Source organism: Tritonibacter mobilis F1926 (assembly GCF_000376545.2).
In the GTDB taxonomy this organism is placed as follows: Bacteria; Pseudomonadota; Alphaproteobacteria; order Rhodobacterales; family Rhodobacteraceae; genus Epibacterium; species Epibacterium mobile.
Genome location: NZ_CP015230.1, coordinates 2,589,367 through 2,606,360, shown reverse-complemented (window position 1 = coordinate 2,606,360; position 16,994 = coordinate 2,589,367). Strand labels below are relative to the sequence as shown.

Annotated in this window: 16 protein-coding genes; 12 read left to right on the top strand and 4 right to left on the bottom strand. The window is 57.2% G+C overall.

The window, feature by feature from the left end; all coding sequences use genetic code 11:
- Positions 1–831 (bottom strand): prephenate dehydratase, encoded by an 831-nt coding sequence (locus K529_RS12275; protein WP_005615003.1) that lies wholly within the window; start codon positions 829–831, stop codon positions 1–3.
- 120 nt (positions 832–951) lie between these two features.
- On the opposite strand from K529_RS12275, the gene K529_RS12270 reads away from it, so the two are divergent.
- The 5 genes from K529_RS12270 (at position 952) to K529_RS12250 (ending at position 7,500) form a co-directional block, all read left to right on the top strand.
- Positions 952–1,452 (top strand): c-type cytochrome, encoded by a 501-nt coding sequence (locus K529_RS12270; RefSeq protein WP_005615002.1) that lies wholly within the window; start codon positions 952–954, stop codon positions 1,450–1,452.
- A gap of 249 nt (positions 1,453–1,701) precedes the next feature.
- Complete coding sequence (locus K529_RS12265) at positions 1,702–3,642, top strand: extracellular solute-binding protein (RefSeq protein ID WP_005615000.1); 1,941 nt, start codon at positions 1,702–1,704, stop codon at positions 3,640–3,642.
- 7 nt (positions 3,643–3,649) lie between these two features.
- Positions 3,650–4,738, top strand: a complete 1,089-nt coding sequence (locus tag K529_RS12260; RefSeq protein ID WP_005614998.1) for a microcin C ABC transporter permease YejB — start codon at positions 3,650–3,652, stop codon at positions 4,736–4,738.
- 4 nt (positions 4,739–4,742) lie between these two features.
- Complete coding sequence (locus K529_RS12255) at positions 4,743–5,849, top strand: ABC transporter permease (protein ID WP_005614995.1); 1,107 nt, start codon at positions 4,743–4,745, stop codon at positions 5,847–5,849.
- 58 nt (positions 5,850–5,907) lie between these two features.
- Entirely contained in the window at positions 5,908–7,500 is a 1,593-nt protein-coding gene (locus K529_RS12250) for an ABC transporter ATP-binding protein (protein WP_005614993.1), read from the top strand.
- 112 nt (positions 7,501–7,612) lie between these two features.
- Here the strand turns inward: K529_RS12250 and hemN are convergent, their stop codons facing one another.
- Positions 7,613–8,968, bottom strand: coding sequence for an oxygen-independent coproporphyrinogen III oxidase (gene hemN, locus K529_RS12245; RefSeq protein ID WP_040641756.1), 1,356 nt, complete (start codon positions 8,966–8,968; stop codon positions 7,613–7,615).
- A 60-nt stretch (positions 8,969–9,028) separates the two neighbouring features.
- On the opposite strand from hemN, the gene fnrL reads away from it, so the two are divergent.
- Positions 9,029–9,769: a transcriptional regulator FnrL gene (gene fnrL / locus K529_RS12240; protein ID WP_039983362.1), complete on the top strand. Its 741-nt coding sequence runs from the start codon at positions 9,029–9,031 to the stop codon at positions 9,767–9,769.
- A 219-nt stretch (positions 9,770–9,988) separates the two neighbouring features.
- Positions 9,989–10,776, top strand: a protein-coding gene (locus K529_RS23070) for an IS5 family transposase (protein ID WP_157888506.1) whose coding sequence is annotated in 2 segments (ribosomal slippage) — positions 9,989–10,325 and positions 10,325–10,776 — 789 coding nt in all. Because the reading frame shifts where the segments join, the coding sequence is not laid out codon by codon here.
- A gap of 108 nt (positions 10,777–10,884) precedes the next feature.
- Here K529_RS23070 and K529_RS12225 read toward each other — a convergent pair.
- Positions 10,885–11,724 carry a universal stress protein gene (locus K529_RS12225; protein ID WP_005629920.1) on the bottom strand — a complete coding sequence of 280 codons (840 nt, stop codon included), beginning with the start codon at positions 11,722–11,724 and terminating at the stop codon, positions 10,885–10,887.
- A 225-nt stretch (positions 11,725–11,949) separates the two neighbouring features.
- Between K529_RS12225 and ccoN the strand changes: the two genes are divergently transcribed.
- From ccoN to ccoP, 4 genes are read left to right on the top strand one after another with little or no spacing between them, the layout of a single operon-like run.
- On the top strand, positions 11,950–13,554 hold the full coding sequence (gene ccoN / locus K529_RS12220) for a cytochrome-c oxidase, cbb3-type subunit I (protein WP_005629923.1): 1,605 nt from the start codon (positions 11,950–11,952) through the stop codon (positions 13,552–13,554).
- Between the two features lie 14 nt (positions 13,555–13,568).
- The gene (ccoO, locus tag K529_RS12215) at positions 13,569–14,297 is read left to right on the top strand and encodes a cytochrome-c oxidase, cbb3-type subunit II (protein ID WP_005629926.1); all 729 of its coding nucleotides are present in this window, start codon (positions 13,569–13,571) and stop codon (positions 14,295–14,297) included.
- A gap of 14 nt (positions 14,298–14,311) precedes the next feature.
- Positions 14,312–14,509, top strand: a complete 198-nt coding sequence (locus K529_RS12210; RefSeq protein WP_005629929.1) for a CcoQ/FixQ family Cbb3-type cytochrome c oxidase assembly chaperone — start codon at positions 14,312–14,314, stop codon at positions 14,507–14,509.
- Positions 14,506–15,390 (top strand): cytochrome-c oxidase, cbb3-type subunit III, encoded by an 885-nt coding sequence (ccoP, locus tag K529_RS12205; RefSeq protein ID WP_005629932.1) that lies wholly within the window; start codon positions 14,506–14,508, stop codon positions 15,388–15,390. Before K529_RS12210 ends, ccoP begins: the two co-directional genes overlap by 4 nt.
- Before the next feature lie 343 nt (positions 15,391–15,733).
- Here ccoP and K529_RS12200 read toward each other — a convergent pair whose 3' ends face one another.
- The gene (locus K529_RS12200) at positions 15,734–15,937 is read right to left on the bottom strand and encodes a hypothetical protein (protein ID WP_005629935.1); all 204 of its coding nucleotides are present in this window, start codon (positions 15,935–15,937) and stop codon (positions 15,734–15,736) included.
- A 110-nt stretch (positions 15,938–16,047) separates the two neighbouring features.
- On the opposite strand from K529_RS12200, the gene K529_RS12195 reads away from it, so the two are divergent.
- Entirely contained in the window at positions 16,048–16,932 is an 885-nt protein-coding gene (locus K529_RS12195) for a LysR substrate-binding domain-containing protein (protein WP_005629938.1), read from the top strand.
- Positions 16,933–16,994: the final 62 nt, after the last annotated feature.

The following is a 16,994-nucleotide window of genomic DNA, read 5'->3' as shown; positions in this document are numbered from 1 at the left end:
TCAGCGTTTGCGGTCTGCTGGGTAGACGCCCAGAATTTCCACATCGGTTGTGAAATAGTTCAGTTCATCCATGGCGAGGCGCACGTTTTCGTCCTCGGGGTGGCCGTCAATGTCGGCGTAAAACTGAGTCGCTGTGAAAGAGCCGTTGACCATGTAGCTTTCCAGCTTGGTCATGTTGACCCCATTGGTCGCAAAGCCGCCCATCGCCTTATAAAGCGCAGCGGGGATGTTGCGCACCTGAAAGACAAAACTGGTGATCATGCCGTTTTCGCCCCGGCGGCTGGTGTCTGCCTCGCGCGCCATCGTCAAAAAGCGGGTGGTGTTGTTGCCTTGATCCTCGATATGGCGGGCCAGCACGTTCAGACCGTAAATTTCTCCGGCCAGTTCAGAGGCCAGTGCTGCGTGGGTTACGTCGCCGCGTTCGGCCACTTCGCGCGCCGCACGCGCATTGTCGGGACTCACCCGGCCCTGAATGTTGCGTTCACGCAGGAAGCTTGCGCATTGTGGCAGCAAGACCAAATGCGAATGCGCTTCGCGGATATCTTCGAGTTTTGCACCCGGAACACCAAGCAGATTGATGTGAACGCGCACGAAGGCCTCGTCAATGATCTTGAGACCAGAATGCGGCAGCAAGCGGTGAATATCGGCCACCCGCCCATAGGTGGTATTCTCCACCGGTAGCATCGCCAACTCCGCCTCGCCCGAGCGCACAGCGTTGATTGCATCCTCAAAACCACGGCAGGGCAGCACCTCCATATCGGGCCGCTTGTTGCGGCAGGCCTCATGGCTGTAAGAGCCGAGTTCGCCCTGTATCGCGATTTTTTGGGTCATAGCTGCGTCATCTTTGCAAAAACTTGGGAATTTGGTCGTTTAGTCGCGGTGTCTATACCTTGCCAGTTGATAGGGGAAGCCTTAGACACCGTGGAAGACAGCTGAAATGGACACGCTATCATGTTTGACACAATGACACTCACCAAAGCGACTGCAGGTTTCTGTGGCGCGTTCCTTGTGTTCCTCTTGGGCAAATGGGTTGCCGAGGAGCTTTATCTGGTCGAAGCACACGGCGAGGCGTCTTACGTCATCGAAGTGGCTGACGCTGGTGGCGCAAGTGACGAGCCTGAAGTGGACTTTGCGACGCTGATGGCGGAGGCTGATGTCGACAAAGGTGCCAAGGTCTTCCGCAAGTGTTCTGCTTGTCACAAGGTTGACGGCACAGATTCGACAGGTCCGCATCTCGATGGCGTCGTCGGTCGCGATATCGCTTCTGTAGCGGGCTTTGGTTATTCCGGCGCTCTCACCGGCCTCGAAGGCAACTGGACCCCTGAGCATCTGAGCGAGTTCCTCACCAAACCGTCGGCATATGCGTCGGGCACCACCATGTCCTTTGCTGGCCTGAAAAAGGTCGAGGACCGGGTGAACCTGATTGCCTATCTGGAAAGCCTGGCAAACTGATCCTCCGATCACAGAATTCCTGAGAAAAGGCCGCAGCCCCCGCTGCGGCCTTTCTTCTTGTGGCGACCTGTACCGCAGACAATTGCGGTGCATTCGCGCTGATCGGCGAGGATTGGCTTTCAAATCACTGCGAGGCGGCATTCTCGGCTTGAAAACAAGGCGCTCTGGCCTTTAGCTTTGTCAGAAGCAGATAAAACGTCAGATCCGGTGAAACACGGACAATGGCGCCACATAAGAAGGGTTAGGCAGATGACGATCAGACACGCGCGTGCAATGGCAAAAGTGGCTGCGAAGCCCCGCACCCGATCGTGGATCAAGCCCTTCACCAATGCTGCGCTACTGTCCGCAGCGGCGCTGATGACATCTGTTCTTGCGGCGAGCAGTGCCGAAGACGGCGCCATCACCAAAAGCCACGGATATTCCTTCTACGGGGATCTCGACTATCCAGCGGATTTTGAGCACTTTGATTACGTGAACCCGGATGCGCCCAAAGGGGGGGAACTGGCAGTTCCTTTTATCGGCACACTGGACAGTATGAATCCCTACTCCGGCAAGGGGCGGGCGCATGCCTTTTCCGTCTATCCTTATGAAAGCCTGCTTGCGGATGCAGCGCCTGCGGATAAATACGGCCAATCCTACTGCTTGCTGTGCGAAAGCGTAGAATATCCCGAAGACAAAAGCTGGGTCATCTTCCGCATGCGGCCTGAGGCGCGTTTCTCTGATGGCACTCCGGTGACAGCCCATGACATTGCCTTCAGCCATAACTTGCTGCTCGATCAAGGGTTGCAGTCCTACGCCGATTTTGTTCGTAAGCTGATCCCCAAGGTCGAAGTCATCGATGACTACACCATCAAGTTCTATTTTGCTGACGGTGTATCCCGCCGTAGCTTGGTCGAACAGGTGGGCGGGGTGCCTGCATGGTCGAAGAAATGGTTCGAAGAGACCGGTCAGAAGCTCAATGAGAACTGGATTGAAGGGCCTCCGGGCTCTGGCCCCTATGTGATCGATGAAATTGATCTGTCGCGTCGCATAGTACTCAAACGCAATCCCGATTACTGGGGCAAGGATCTGCCGGTTAATCAGGGGCGGCATAACTTTGATGCGCTTCGGGTTGAGATCTTTGCCGATGACACCGCCGCTTTTGAGGCGTTCAAGGCGGGCGAGTACACATTCCGTGCCGAGGGCGACAGTAAAAAATGGGCCAGCGGCTATGACTTCCCCAAGGTTGATAGCGGTGCTGTAAAGCTCGAAGAACTGCCCAATGGCGCACCGCCCACGGCCTCCGGTATTGTGTTCAATCTGGCATCCCCCAAGCTTCAGGACCGCCGTGTCCGTGAGGCGCTGGCCTTGGCGTTCAATTTTGAGTGGTCCAATGAAAGCCTGCTCTATGGGTTGTTCGAACGTCGGGCGTCCTTCACCCAGAACTCGCCCTTGATGGCGACGGGCACTCCCGAAGGTGCGGAGCGTGAATTCCTCGAAAGTCTCGGTGATCTGGTTCCGCCAGAGGTGCTGAGCGAAGAGGTCTATGTTCCGGCAACATCTGATCCTGCCCGACTGTTTGATCGCCGCAACGCGCGCAAAGCTGCCGCAATGCTAGAGGACGCAGGCTATGTTGTTGGCGACAACGGCAAGCGGGTGACGCCCGAGGGCGCACCGTTTGAACTGAATTTCCTATTCTCCTCGTCGTCGTCACCTACCACGCGTGGCGTGATGGAGAATTTCGTTGATAACCTCGAAAATCTCGGCATTGCGGTTAATTTTGAGGTGGTCGACACTGCGCAATACACCAGCCGCGAGCGAGAACGGGACTATGATCTGGTCGTGGATAGCTACACGACCTTCCTTGGGACGGGTACGGGGCTGGAGCAGCGGTTCGGGTCTGAGGCCTCGACCTATTCGCTGTTTAACCCAGCTGGTCTGGCCTCGCCGCTGATTGATGCGATCATCACAAAATCGCTGCGCGCGGAAACACGAGAGGAAGAAACGGCGATCATGACCGCGCTTGATCGGGCGTTGCGACATGAGTTCATCATGATCCCGCTGTGGTACAACCCGAACCATTGGGCGGCCTATTACGACCAATACGAACACCCGGCGGAAATCCCACCCTACAGCCTCGGGTATCTGGACTTCTGGTGGTATAACGAGGACAAGGCCAAAGCGCTGCGAGATGCTGGCGCGCTGAGGTAAATCCCCGATGCTAAACTATATTCTGCGGCGCCTCTTGCTGGTGATCCCGACCTTGATCGGGATCATGGTGGTGAATTTCGCGCTGGTGCAATTCGTTCCCGGTGGTCCGGTTGAACAGATGATCGCCCGTCTTGAGGGCGGCGGCGACGTCTTTGGGGGCTTTGCCGGTGCCGCAAACGATGGCGGCGCAGAAACCGTGGGCCAAGCTGAGAGCCAGTATGCCGGTGGGCGCGGCCTGCCGCCTGAGTTCATTGAGGAACTGGAGCGCGAGTTCGGTTTTGACAAGCCGCCGCTGGAACGTTTCCTCAATATGATGTGGAACTACGTCCGGCTCGACTTTGGCGAGAGTTATTTCCGCAATGTCGGGGTGATTGATCTGGTGATGGAGAAAATGCCGGTGTCAATCTCGCTCGGCCTGTGGTCGACGCTGATCGCCTATATGATTTCCATTCCATTGGGGGTGAAAAAGGCGCTGCGTGATGGTAGCAAATTTGACAGCTGGACAAGCGGCGTGATTATCGCAGCCTACGCCATACCGGGCTTTTTGTTTGCGATCCTGCTGCTGGTGCTCTTGGCGGGCGGGTCGTATTGGCAGATCTTCCCGCTGCGGGGACTGACATCGGAAAACTGGGAAAGCATGAGCCTTTTGGGCAAGATCGGCGACTATTTCTGGCACATCACTTTGCCGGTTGTGGCCTCCACCATATCCGCCTTTGCAACGCTCACACTGCTGACCAAGAACTCCTTTCTGGATGAGATCAAGAAACAGTATGTCATGACCGCGCGCGCCAAGGGGCTCACGGAGAACCGGGTGCTTTACGGGCATGTGTTCCGTAATGCGATGCTGATCGTGATTGCAGGGTTTCCGGGTGTGTTTATCTCGATCTTCTTCACCGGCAGCCTGATCATTGAGACGATCTTCTCGCTGGACGGACTGGGGCGGCTCGGGTTTGAGGCCGCAGTGGCACGCGACTACCCTATTGTTTTTGGAACGCTTTTCATCTTCGGGCTGATGGGCCTAGTGGTGGGGATCTTGTCTGACATCATGTATGTGCTGGTCGATCCGCGCATCGATTTTGAAAAGCGGGAGGGGTGATCTGATGGCACTGTCTCCTCTAAACCAACGCCGCTGGAATAACTTTAAGCGCAACCGCCGGGCCCTCTGGTCGCTCAGGATCTTTTTGGTTCTGTTTGGCCTGTCGCTGTTTGCGGATGTGCTGGCCAATGACAAACCGATCCTCGTGAACTATCGCGGCGAATATTTTACCCCGGTGTGGAATTTCTATCCGGAAACCACCTTCGGTGGCGATTTCCAGACCGAAGCCGTCTATCGCGATCCAGAAGTAAAATGCCTGATCGCTTCGGGTGGCAGTCTCGACTGTTTTGATGATCCCGATGGCATCATTGCCAAGATTGATGCTGGCACCTACGCGGGAGAGGATTTTGTCGAAGGCTGGTCGCTCTGGCCGCCGATCCCTTACCGTTTTGACACGCCAGTGGATCGCTCCGGGGCCGCGCCGCTACCGCCTAACGGGCAGAATTGGCTGGGCACCGATGACACCAAACGCGACGTGTTGGCGCGGGTCATTTATGGTTTTCGGCTCTCGATCGTCTTCACCCTCGTGGTCACGATCGCCGCAAGCCTGATCGGGATTGTCGCGGGCGCTGTGCAGGGGTTCTTTGGCGGCTGGGTCGATCTGATCTTTCAGCGCTTTATCGAGATCTGGTCCGCAACGCCATCGCTCTATGTCATCATCATCATGTTTGCCATCTTGGGGCGCAGTTTCTGGCTCCTGGTGTTTTTGATGATCCTGTTTAGCTGGACGGCGCTTGTGGGCGTGGTGCGCGCAGAGTTTCTGCGGGCGCGCAACCTCGAATATGTGCGCGCGGCCAAGGCGCTTGGCGTGGGGAACGTCACCATCATGTTCCGCCATATGCTGCCCAATGCGATGGTGGCGACACTCACTATGCTGCCGTTCATCGTGACCGGCACCATCGGCACTTTGGCGAGCCTTGATTTCCTCGGCTTTGGCCTGCCGTCTTCGGCGCCATCGCTGGGTGAGATGACCCTACAAGCCAAACAGAACCTGCAAGCGCCGTGGCTTGCCTTCACCGCCTTCTTTACCTTTGCAATCATGCTCTCGCTTCTGGTCTTCATCTTTGAAGGCGTGCGGGACGCGTTCGACCCGAGAAAGACCTTTTCATGAGCCATGCAGACATGAGGATTGAAAAACGAGCGACCTCTCGCCAGAGCGGGCAGCCGCAATGACGCAATCTCCCATTCTTCAGGTCAAGGACCTTCGCGTTGCCTTTCGCCAGGACGGTCAGTTCACCGAGGCGGTGAAGGGCGTGTCCTTCACGGTGTCGCGCGGTGAAACAGTTGCTCTGGTGGGCGAGTCGGGGTCTGGCAAATCAGTCTCCGCACTGTCCACGGTTCAATTGCTGGGCGACAGCGCACAGGTCTCCGGCTCCGTCACCTATGATGGGCAGGAAATGATCGGCGCAGATGAACGCACCCTGCGACGGGTGCGCGGCAATGATATCTCCTTCATCTTCCAAGAGCCGATGACCTCGCTCAACCCGTTGCACAGCATCGAAAAACAGCTGGGCGAGGCGCTTGCCCTGCATCAGGGCGTAATGGGCGAAGATGCGCGCGGGCGCATTCTGGACCTGTTGAACAAGGTCGGTATCCGCGACGCCGAAACCCGGCTTGATGCCTACCCACATCAGCTCTCCGGCGGGCAACGTCAGCGGGTGATGATCGCCATGGCGCTTGCCAACAAACCAGACGTGCTGATTGCGGACGAACCGACCACGGCGCTTGATGTGACCATTCAGGCGCAGATCCTCGACCTTCTTGCGGATCTGAAATCAAGCGAAGGCATGGGGCTTTTGTTCATCACCCATGATCTGTCGATCGTGCGCCGCATCGCTGATCGGGTCTGCGTGATGAAATCCGGTGAGATTGTCGAAGAAGGCCCCACCGCAGAGCTGTTTGCCGATCCCAAACACCCCTATACGCAGAAACTGCTGGCCGCCGAACCATCCGGCAGGCCGGGGCCGGTCCCTGAGCATGCGGAGGAGCTTGTCGCGGCAAACGACCTCAAGGTCTGGTTCCCGATCCAGCGCGGCCTGCTCAAACGTACGGTTGGCCATGTGAAGGCCGTGAACCCGATGTCGCTTTCGGTGCGCGCCGGTGAAACCCTCGGCATTGTCGGGGAATCCGGTTCTGGCAAAACCACGATGGCGCTGGCGATCATGCGTCTGATCGCCTCCGAGGGCGAAGTGCGTTTTCAGGGTCAGGACCTGCGCAAGTGGTCGACGCGTGAGTTGCGCCGCCTGCGCAAGGATATGCAGATCGTATTTCAGGATCCCTTTGGCTCTCTGTCGCCGCGGATGACCTGTCAGCAGATCATTGCCGAAGGCCTGGCCATCCACGAGGTCGACCAGCACCGCAAACCACGTGAATTGGTGGCGGAAGTGATGGAGGAGGTCGGCCTCGACCCCGCAGCCATGGACCGCTACCCGCATGAGTTTTCCGGCGGACAACGCCAGCGTATAGCGATTGCCCGCGCCATGGTACTGCGCCCGAAACTGGTGGTGCTGGACGAGCCAACGTCGGCGCTTGATATGACGGTTCAAGTTCAGATCGTTGATTTGCTGCGCGACCTGCAGGCCCGCTACGGGTTGGCCTATCTCTTTATCAGCCATGATCTCAACGTGGTGCGCGCCATGTCGCATGAGATTCTGGTGATGAAAGCTGGCGATGTGGTGGAGCAGGGCGCTGCAGAAGAGGTCTTTGCCAATCCCAAAGAGGAATACACAAGGCATCTGCTTTCAGCGGTGACAGGCGTTTAACCCAAAGCACCTGTCGTATTTCTTCTAACTGAAAATATCCCGGGAGCGCGAGGGCAGCGCCCTCGCTTCCCTCGCCTTCCTAACGCGGTGTCACCGGATATTGTGTGACCGCCTAGATGGCGGAGCTGTGCCCGGCTTTGCTGAGATCGTAGGCGTCAAAGTGGCGTGCAATCATGCGGGTCAGAGGTTTACCCTCCGGGCGAATGCGGATCCCACCTGCATGTAGATCAAGCATGTCGGGAAACGCAGCCGACACGTCACGATACATCCTGTCCAGTGCGGCAGGCGCAATGTCAAACGTCGTCAATATTTCCTCTGAGGAAATCGCAAAGTCGCACATCAACCCCTCTATCATGCGCCCACGCAACAGGTCTTCACCTGAAAAAACATGTCCGCGTGCGGTCGAGAACTGCCCATCACGGATCGCCTTGGTATAGGCGGATGTGGAAGGGGCGTTTTGTGCGTAGCCTTGCGGGAAGCGCGAAATCGACGAGGCTCCCAACCCGATCAGTACCTCCGCACGATCATCGGTGTAGCCTTGGAAGTTCCGGCGCAGCTTGCCAGTTCGTTCCGCCACAGCAAGTCCATCATGGGGCGTGGCAAAGTGGTCGATGCCAATTTCGCGATATCCATCCCACATGAACAAACGCTGAGCCGTTTCAAACAGTTGTAATCGTGCCTTTGGCGAGGGCAGGCTGTCGGTGGGGATCATATTCTGCCGTCGTGCCATCCACGGCACATGTGCATACCCATAGAGCGCAACCCGGTCAGGCGACAGCGACAGGAGCTTCTGCACGCTCTCGGTCATACGCATCCGTGTCTGATGTGGTAAGCCAAACAGAATATCAGCGTTAAGGCTGGCAATCCCACGTGCGCGGATCATGTCAACCGCATCACGGGTGAGATCAAACGGCTGGATGCGACCTATTGTTTCCTGAATTTCAGGGTCGAAATCTTGCACACCGATCGACGCGCGGTTCATCCCTGCTGCGGCGAGCGCATCTAGGCGAGTTTCGTCAATCTCATTGGGGTCGATCTCTACCGAGAACTCGCCGCCCTTCGCCATCGGGGTGACGGCGAATATCGCCTCTGCCAGTTCCGCCATCATTTCTGCAGACAGTAGCGTCGGTGTTCCTCCGCCCCAATGCAGCCGCGCCAGACGCACGCCCTCCGGCAGGTGACGCGCCAGAAGTGCAATTTCCTGCTTTAAAACGTCCAGATAAGCGCGCACCGGAGAAGCCGATTGCGTGCCTTGAGTACGACAAGCGCAAAACCAACATAGCCTGCGACAGAACGGCACATGCACGTATAAGGAGATCTCCGCACCGGGTCTAATGGCCTTGATCCAATCAGCGAATCCTTTTGCGCTTACATCATTTTTGAAATGAGGCGCAGTGGGATAGCTCGTATATCTGGGCACCTTTGCGTCGAATAGTCCGAGCCGTGCCAATTGAGATTCCTGTGTCATAGGATTACGATAGGGATGGTCGGCGTTGTCGGCTTTGACTCAGATCAACCAGAGGCGCGTATGTCCCTTGCCCAATTCCAGTCGATCGAGTGCGCGGATTGCCCAATTCGCCACCGCGCCGTGTGCGCCCGTTGTGATTCGGACGAGCTCGAGGCACTCGACGCGATCAAATTCTATCGCAGCTATGAGGCTGGGCAGACCGTGATCTGGTCCGGAGATCAGATGAACTTTGTCGGTTCGGTGGTGTCTGGGATCGCGACTTTAACCCAGACGATGGAGGATGGGCGCACTCAGATGGTTGGGCTGTTGCTGCCGAGCGATTTTGTAGGCCGGCCCGGGCGCGATGGATCTGCATATGATGTCGTTGCGACGACAGACGTTGTAATGTGTTGTTTTCGAAAAAAACCTTTTGAAGATTTGATGACGCGAACACCTCATATCGCGCATCGATTGCTGGAAATGACACTGGATGAGCTTGATGCAGCGCGTGAGTGGATGTTGGTGCTCGGGCGTAAAACCGCGCGTGAGAAGATCGCCAGTCTCTTGTCGATTATTGCACGGCGCGATGCGTCGCTCAGTGTGGATGCTGCTAGTGGTGCTGTCAGCTTTGATTTGAAGCTGACGCGTGAGGCGATGGCGGATTATCTGGGCCTGACCCTGGAAACCGTGAGCCGTCAAATCTCTGCCCTTAGGAAGTCGGGTGTGATCGAATTGGAAGGAAAGCGGCACGTTACGGTGCCCGATATGCGCCGCCTGATCGAAGAGGCCGGAGATGATAGCGACGGCGGTGTGCTTGGTTAGCGAATTTCCCGTGTCGCGTTGATTCGGTGTTTTTGAACGGGAATGGGCTGGAATTTGAATTTGGTCGGCCTGAGGCGAAATTTTCTCAAACCGGTTTTCTCAACCACCATCACTGGTTGAATTTGTAAATTCGAATAATAAGCCCACGTCGCTTTCTAGGACATGTTGACAAAAGGGATTCACACTGGGGCTTCGACGTGATTCAAGCTGGTATCTGCTATGGAGATCAGCTTGCCCCGAAACCTGATGAGCGACGACGAGTGGTCGCTGTTTGAATACTTCATTCTTGCGATCCGAGCCCGGAATGGGCGCAAGCCTACCAACCATCGCCTTGTACTGGATGGGATATTCTGGATTGCACGCACCGGATCACCTTGGCGAGATTTGCCCGAAGAGTTTGGCAAATGGTCCAGTGTTTACCGCCAATTCCGGCGCTGGACGTTGGCTGGGCTGTGGGAGGACATACTCGAAGCCTTGAACCAAAGCGGGGCCGTTCCAAACGCTCTCCAAATGATCGACAGCACTGTTATTCGCGCGCATCATCAAGCAGCGGGCGCAAAAGGGGGACTCCGAGACAGGGTTTTGGCCGTTCAAGAGGTGGCTTCACGACCAAGATCCACCTCCGCGTCAACGCGCACGGGTTGCCCATGAGAACAGACATCACACCGGGGCAAACTTCGGACTACCTTGGTTTTGATCTCGTCATGTCTGATAATCTGCCTGAGCCGAAAGTGCTACTGGCAGATCGGGGCTATGATGCTGATCGCATTCGGAAAAACATGAATGAACGTGATATCCTGACCCAAATTCCGATGCGAAAGACCCGCAAGATGCGCGTCGGCGTGGATCATGGGCTGTATCGATTGAGAAACCTGGTCGAACGGTGTTTCAATAAGCTCAAGAACGCCCGCCGCGTTGCTACCCGGTATGACAAAACTGCAGAAAGTTACCTCGGGTTCATCGACATCACATCCATCCGGCTCTGGGTGCGCCATTTGTCAACATGACCTAGGGCCATGATGTGAGGCGTCCTCTCCATTTTCCTAATAAGGTGAGGCCGGTCCCGATTTAGACCGGCCAATTGCCCAAAAACCGCGCGACTGCGCGTGGTGCCATCAATGCGCCATCAGCACCGGGACTTTTGCATGCTCGAGCATATTGCGCGTTGCGCCGCCGAGGATCGACTCACGGAAGCGCGAATGCCCATAAGCGCCCATCACAATAAGCTCTGCATCCGTGTCTGTTGCGTGACGACAAAGCACATCAGAGATGCGCGGCAGCGTCTTGCTGAGGACGTCAATCTCGCAGGCGACGCCATGGCGGGCCAGCATCTGACACAACATGCCACCGGGATCTGAGCGTTCGATCCCGTGTTTTGGCGGATCAATTACAGTGATCCGAACCAGATCTGCAGACTGAAGGAGGGGCAGGGCTTTTCGCACGGCCGTGAGGGCTTCGATGCTTTCATCCCATGCGACGAGGACAGTTTTGGGTGATGCGGCAAGTGTTGTCCCCTCTGGCATCACGAGAACAGGGGTGCGCGTGTCAAAGAGGGCAGCCTCGACGATTGGCTCGACTTCCGGCCCCTGACCTTCGCCATAGGGCAGATCCATCACCACTAGATCGCTAAAGCGCGCATGATGCGAGGTGACCCGAGAAATATCGCCAAATGGGGCAATTGCGGTGGAGAGGCTGCGCGGCACGTCGCTACCAGAGAGATATCGCTTGGTGCTTTCTTCGGTTGCCTGCACTTCTTCACGGGCGCGATCCAGCATTGTGTTGATGGCAATCGCATTCGCACCGCCATCATAGTACCCCACGCGGGTGCGATCTACCCCAAGGCACAGAACATCCAGATGCCCATCAGCGCGGCGCACCATGGTCTCGGCTTGGTCCAATGCAGTTGTCGATCCGTCTGGAGTGGATCGCACTGTCAGAATTGTCTTGTACGTCATGAGCTTACCTTTTCCCAAATCCCGTGATTCCGGTTGAAGGTAACGGGGCCTTGGTTTTCAGGTTACCCGTATCCCGTGAGGTGACATGACACATCCCAAACGCCAGCATCTTGATGCAGATCAATGTTTGCAAAACCTCGCTCTGGCATCAGGGACGGGGAAAACGACGCCCGAGGTGTATCTGCGAGGGGTGCGATTCGGGTGAATCATTCAAAGGGGCATGAAATGTCTAATTATCTCAAGCTGATAGTGCTTGGCGTATTGACGGTCTTCTTCATGATCGCCGCCGGCTATGCCAGGGATCTGGCCTATCAGGTACATGCGGTGATCTTGATGCTCGTCGCAGGTGGCCTGTTTTTGTCAACGCTACGCAGTACGGACGAGCCGGTCGCGGCTCCCGTCACCGGGGAATACCTCGATGGCGTCGTGCGCGCGGGCGTCATTGCAACCGCGTTCTGGGGTGTTGCGGGGTTCCTCGTGGGAACGTTCATCGCGTTCCAGCTGGCGTTTCCGGTTCTGAACTTCGACTGGTCCGAAGGATTTGCGAACTTTGGCCGGTTGCGTCCGCTGCACACTTCTGCAGTGATCTTTGCGTTTGGGGGCAACGCGCTGATCGCAACCTCTTTCTACATCGTGCAGCGGACGTCTGCGGCGCGGTTGTGGGGCGGTAACCTCGCGTGGTTCGTGTTCTGGGGCTATCAACTCTTTATCGTTCTGGCCGCGACCGGTTATCTTCTGGGCGGCACGCAGTCCAAAGAATATGCTGAACCCGAATGGTATGTTGATCTGTGGCTGACCGTCGTCTGGGTCGCCTATCTGGCCGTTTTCCTGGGCACTATCATTCGCCGCAAAGAGCGCCACATCTATGTGGCAAACTGGTTCTTCCTCGCTTTCATCGTGACCGTTGCCATGCTGCATGTGGTCAATAACCTGACCATTCCGGTGTCGATCTGGGGTTCCAAGTCGGTGATCGTCTGGCCGGGTGTCCAGGATGCCATGGTGCAATGGTGGTATGGCCACAACGCTGTGGGCTTCTTCCTGACCGCAGGGTTCCTCGGCATGATGTACTATTTCATCCCGAAACAAGCAGATCGTCCGGTTTACAGCTACAAACTGTCGATCATCCACTTCTGGGCGCTGATCTTCATCTACATTTGGGCGGGTCCGCACCACCTGCATTACACCGCGTTGCCCGACTGGGCCTCGACCCTCGGCATGGTGTTCTCGGTCGTGCTGTGGATGCCGTCGTGGGGTGGTATGATCAACGGTCTGATGACGCTTTCGGGCGCTTGGGACAAGCTGCGCACCGACCCTGTGCTGCGGATGCTGGTGATCTCGGTTGGTTTTTACGGCATGTCCACGTTTGAGGGTCCGATGATGTCGATCCGCGCTGTGAACTCGCTGTCGCACTACACGGACTGGACCATTGGTCACGTGCATTCCGGTGCGCTCGGCTGGAACGGTATGATCACTTTCGGTGCGCTCTATTACCTGACGCCGGTTCTGTGGAAGCGCGAACGGCTCTATTCGCTGAGCCTCGTCAGCTGGCACTTCTGGCTCGCCACCATCGGCATCGTGCTCTACGCGGCGTCCATGTGGGTGACCGGTATCATGGAAGGTCTGATGTGGCGTGAAGTGGATGCAAACGGCTTCCTCGTGTGGTCCTTTGCCGACACCGTGGCTGCGAAGCTTCCGATGTATGTGATGCGTGGTTTGGGCGGGGTTCTGTTCCTCTCCGGATCGCTGGTCATGTGCTACAACCTCTGGATGACCGTTCGTCGGGCGCCGGCCAAAGAGGCCAGCCTGTCCGTCGCGGTCCCGGCTGAATAAGGAGGGCCGGAGAGATGGCAATTCTCGACAAGCATAAAATCCTCGAGACGAACGCAACGCTTCTGCTGATCTGTTCCTTTCTCGTCGTCACCATCGGTGGCTTGGTGCAGATCACCCCGTTGTTCTATCTGGAGAACACCATCGAGGAGGTGGAGGGCATGCGTCCCTACACCCCGCTCGAACTGGCAGGGCGCGACATCTACATCCGCGAAGGCTGCTACGTCTGTCATAGCCAGATGATCCGTCCCATGCGCGATGAGGTCGAACGCTATGGCCACTACTCACTGGCGGCGGAGTCGATGTACGACCACCCGTTCCAGTGGGGCTCCAAACGCACCGGGCCGGACCTGGCCCGTGTGGGGGGGCGTTACTCGGACGAGTGGCACGTAGACCACCTGCGCGATCCGCAAGCGGTGGTGCCGGAATCGGTGATGCCGAAGTATGACTTCCTCGAGCGCACCCGCATCGACGGCAAGTATATCGGCGATCTGATGGCCACCAATGCCATTGTCGGCGTGCCCTACTCGGACGAGATGATCGAAGAAGCGCGCCGCGATTTCCGCGCTCAGGCTGATCCCGACAGTGACTATGACGGGCTGCTGGAGCGGTACGGCGAGAACGTCAACGTGCGGAACTTCGACGGTCAACCGGGTGTCTCTGAAGCGGACGCATTGATCGCTTATCTGCAGATGTTGGGCACGTTGGTCGATTTCTCGACCTTCACACCTGACGCAAGCCGGTAAGGGAGGATTGAGCCATGGAAACCTATTCCCTGCTGCGACAGTTCGCTGACAGCTGGATGCTTCTCTTTCTGTTCCTCTTTTTCATTGGTGTTGTGTTCTGGGCGTTTCGCCCCGGCTCCACCAAAACTTATGAGGACACAGCCAATATCCCCTTCCGCAACGCGGATAAGCCGGCGTCAGAGAGCGCCGCTCAACCGGAGGCCCAGAAATGAGTGAGACGGGCAACAAAAACACCGTAAAGATCCAAGAAGGTGATCCAAACACCACCGGCCATGAGTGGGATGGGATCATGGAGTTCGACAACCCGATGCCGCGCTGGTGGCTTTGGGTGTTCTACGCCACCATCGTCTGGGGGATCGGCTATAGCATCGCCTATCCGGCTTGGCCGCTGGTGAGTGAGGCAACCTCTGGCATGTTGGGCTGGTCCTCGCGCGCCAAGGTTGAAGCTGAAATCGCTGCGGTCGAAACGGCAAATGCGCCGATCAACGCACAGTTGGAGGCACTGGAACTTGCGGCCATTCCGGGCCACCCGGAACTTGAGGGCTATGCGGTGTCTGCGGGTGCTGCGGTGTTCAAGACTTGGTGTGCGCAGTGTCACGGCTCCGGTGCGGCGGGTGCCAAAGGGTATCCGAACCTCTTGGACGATGACTGGCTTTGGGGTGGTACGATGGAAGACATCCACACCACCGTGTCCTACGGTATCCGCAATGAGGAAAGCGACGATGCGCGCTTCTCTGCGATGCCTGCCTTTGGGCGTGATGGGCTGCTGGAAAAAGAGCAGGTCAGTCAGGTGGTCAACTATGTGATGTCCCTGTCGGATACGCCACAAGATGCAAGCCGAGTGGCAGATGGTGCGGCTGTCTTTGAGGCGAACTGTGCCTCCTGTCATGGCGAAGACGCCTCGGGGGATATCTATCAGGGCGCTCCGAACCTCAAAGATGCCATCTGGCTCTATGGTGGCGATTACGAGACCGTCTATGAAACCGTCTGGAATTCTCGCTACGGGGTCATGCCGAACTGGGATACCCGCCTGAGTGAGGCCGAAATCCGCGCGGTGAGTGCCTATGTGCACCAGTTGGGTGGTGGCGAGTAAATCGCGATCTGGCACCGAAAAAGCAGGCCGCTCCAAACGGGGCGGCCTTTTTAGTTGGGGACAGTAAATTGGATGTGCAGGCGCGTTGGACCTGCGGAAAACAGCGGCATGTTTTGGTGTGAACTTTGGTCGAGTTGATCTGCATCAAGGCTGCGCGAGCATGCAGATGACAAAATGGTATCAAGACGAAATTCAGGGCCACGGTTGGGAAGGCTATCGTGTCAGGCCTCGGATTTCGCCGTGCCCCGCTGGGTTGACTAGCGGGTCTTTACGACGCCGGTTCCCTGCTTGTTCGCGCGTTTCCTGGGGAGCCGGCGTCTTTTCTTTCTAATCATTTCCAAGGCTATTTGCAGGTCGCGATGCGCGGTTGGCACGGAGATTGGCCATTGCGCGTCTCTTTCCGCGCCTTGATCAGGGTGGTCACGATGCGACGCCATATACCGGGGCGGACCTTGGGGCTGCGGTAGGCCACTGGCAATGGCCGCTGCGGAAGATCGCTGTTGCGGGTCGCGTTCAACAGGGTGCGGGCATAAATATCAACTAACATGTTCACTCTCCTCGGCATGTGATCCACACGCTGGATCTGTGCTCATGCTTGCCTGAAACTCTGTTTTGTGCGAGTCAGGAGGAAATCTAAAATTTAAGGTTAGCTTACATATGAACTGGCGTGATATGCCCTCAATGGCGGCCCTTCGGGCCTTTTCGGTTTTTTCTGAAACCGGGAACCTGCAACAAGCGGGCGCGCAGCTGAACGTCAGTCACGCAGCAATCAGCCAGCAATTGCGTCAGCTTGAGGCCCATATGGGAGTGCCGCTCTTGGACAGGTCAGGTCGCGCATTGCGACTGACGCCGGAGGGCGAGCAACTCGCACAGGCCTTGACGCTAGGGTTTGGTGCAATTCGCATGGCGGTACAGGATTTGACGACGCGCGGCGCAGGGCAGCCGCTGCATGTAACCTGTACGCCGACGTTTGCCACCCATTGGCTGATGCCGCGTCTGGCCGGGTTTCGGCAGGCCTATCCTGAGGTGGATCTGGTGATTGATCCCACCGGCGAGGTGGTACAGCTCACACCCGGTGGCATCGATGTTGCGCTGCGATACGGAAGCGGCGCTTGGCCCGGTCTGGAGGCCGAGATGTTGCTGGCGTCGCCTATGGTGGTGGTGGCAGCCCCGGGCCTTTTGGGCCAGCGTAAGGTGAAACAGCCGGAGGACTTGCTTGACCTGCCGTGGCTGGAGGAAATCGGCACCAATGAAGCCTCTGTCTGGCTCCGCTCCCGCGGGGTGGAAGACAGCCTTAAAGCAGGGCGAGTCGTTTTGCCCGGCAACCTCTTGATGGAGGCCTTGCGGGCGGGGCAGGGGGTTGCGGTCTCGGTGCGCGAATTCGTCGCGCTGGATGTTGCAGCAGGGCGTCTGACCGAGCTTTTTTGTGAAGAACAAGGGCGTGGATACCATATTGTCCATCGTCCCGGTGTGCTGCGCCCCGGTGCGCGGCATTTCGTCAACTGGCTGCGCCGAGAACGCGGATCTACCCCCTTGATCTGACCGCACAGTTTGTGTGCGGCGCTCCCGCAGGGCTGCGACATTTGTGCAAAATGCACATATGG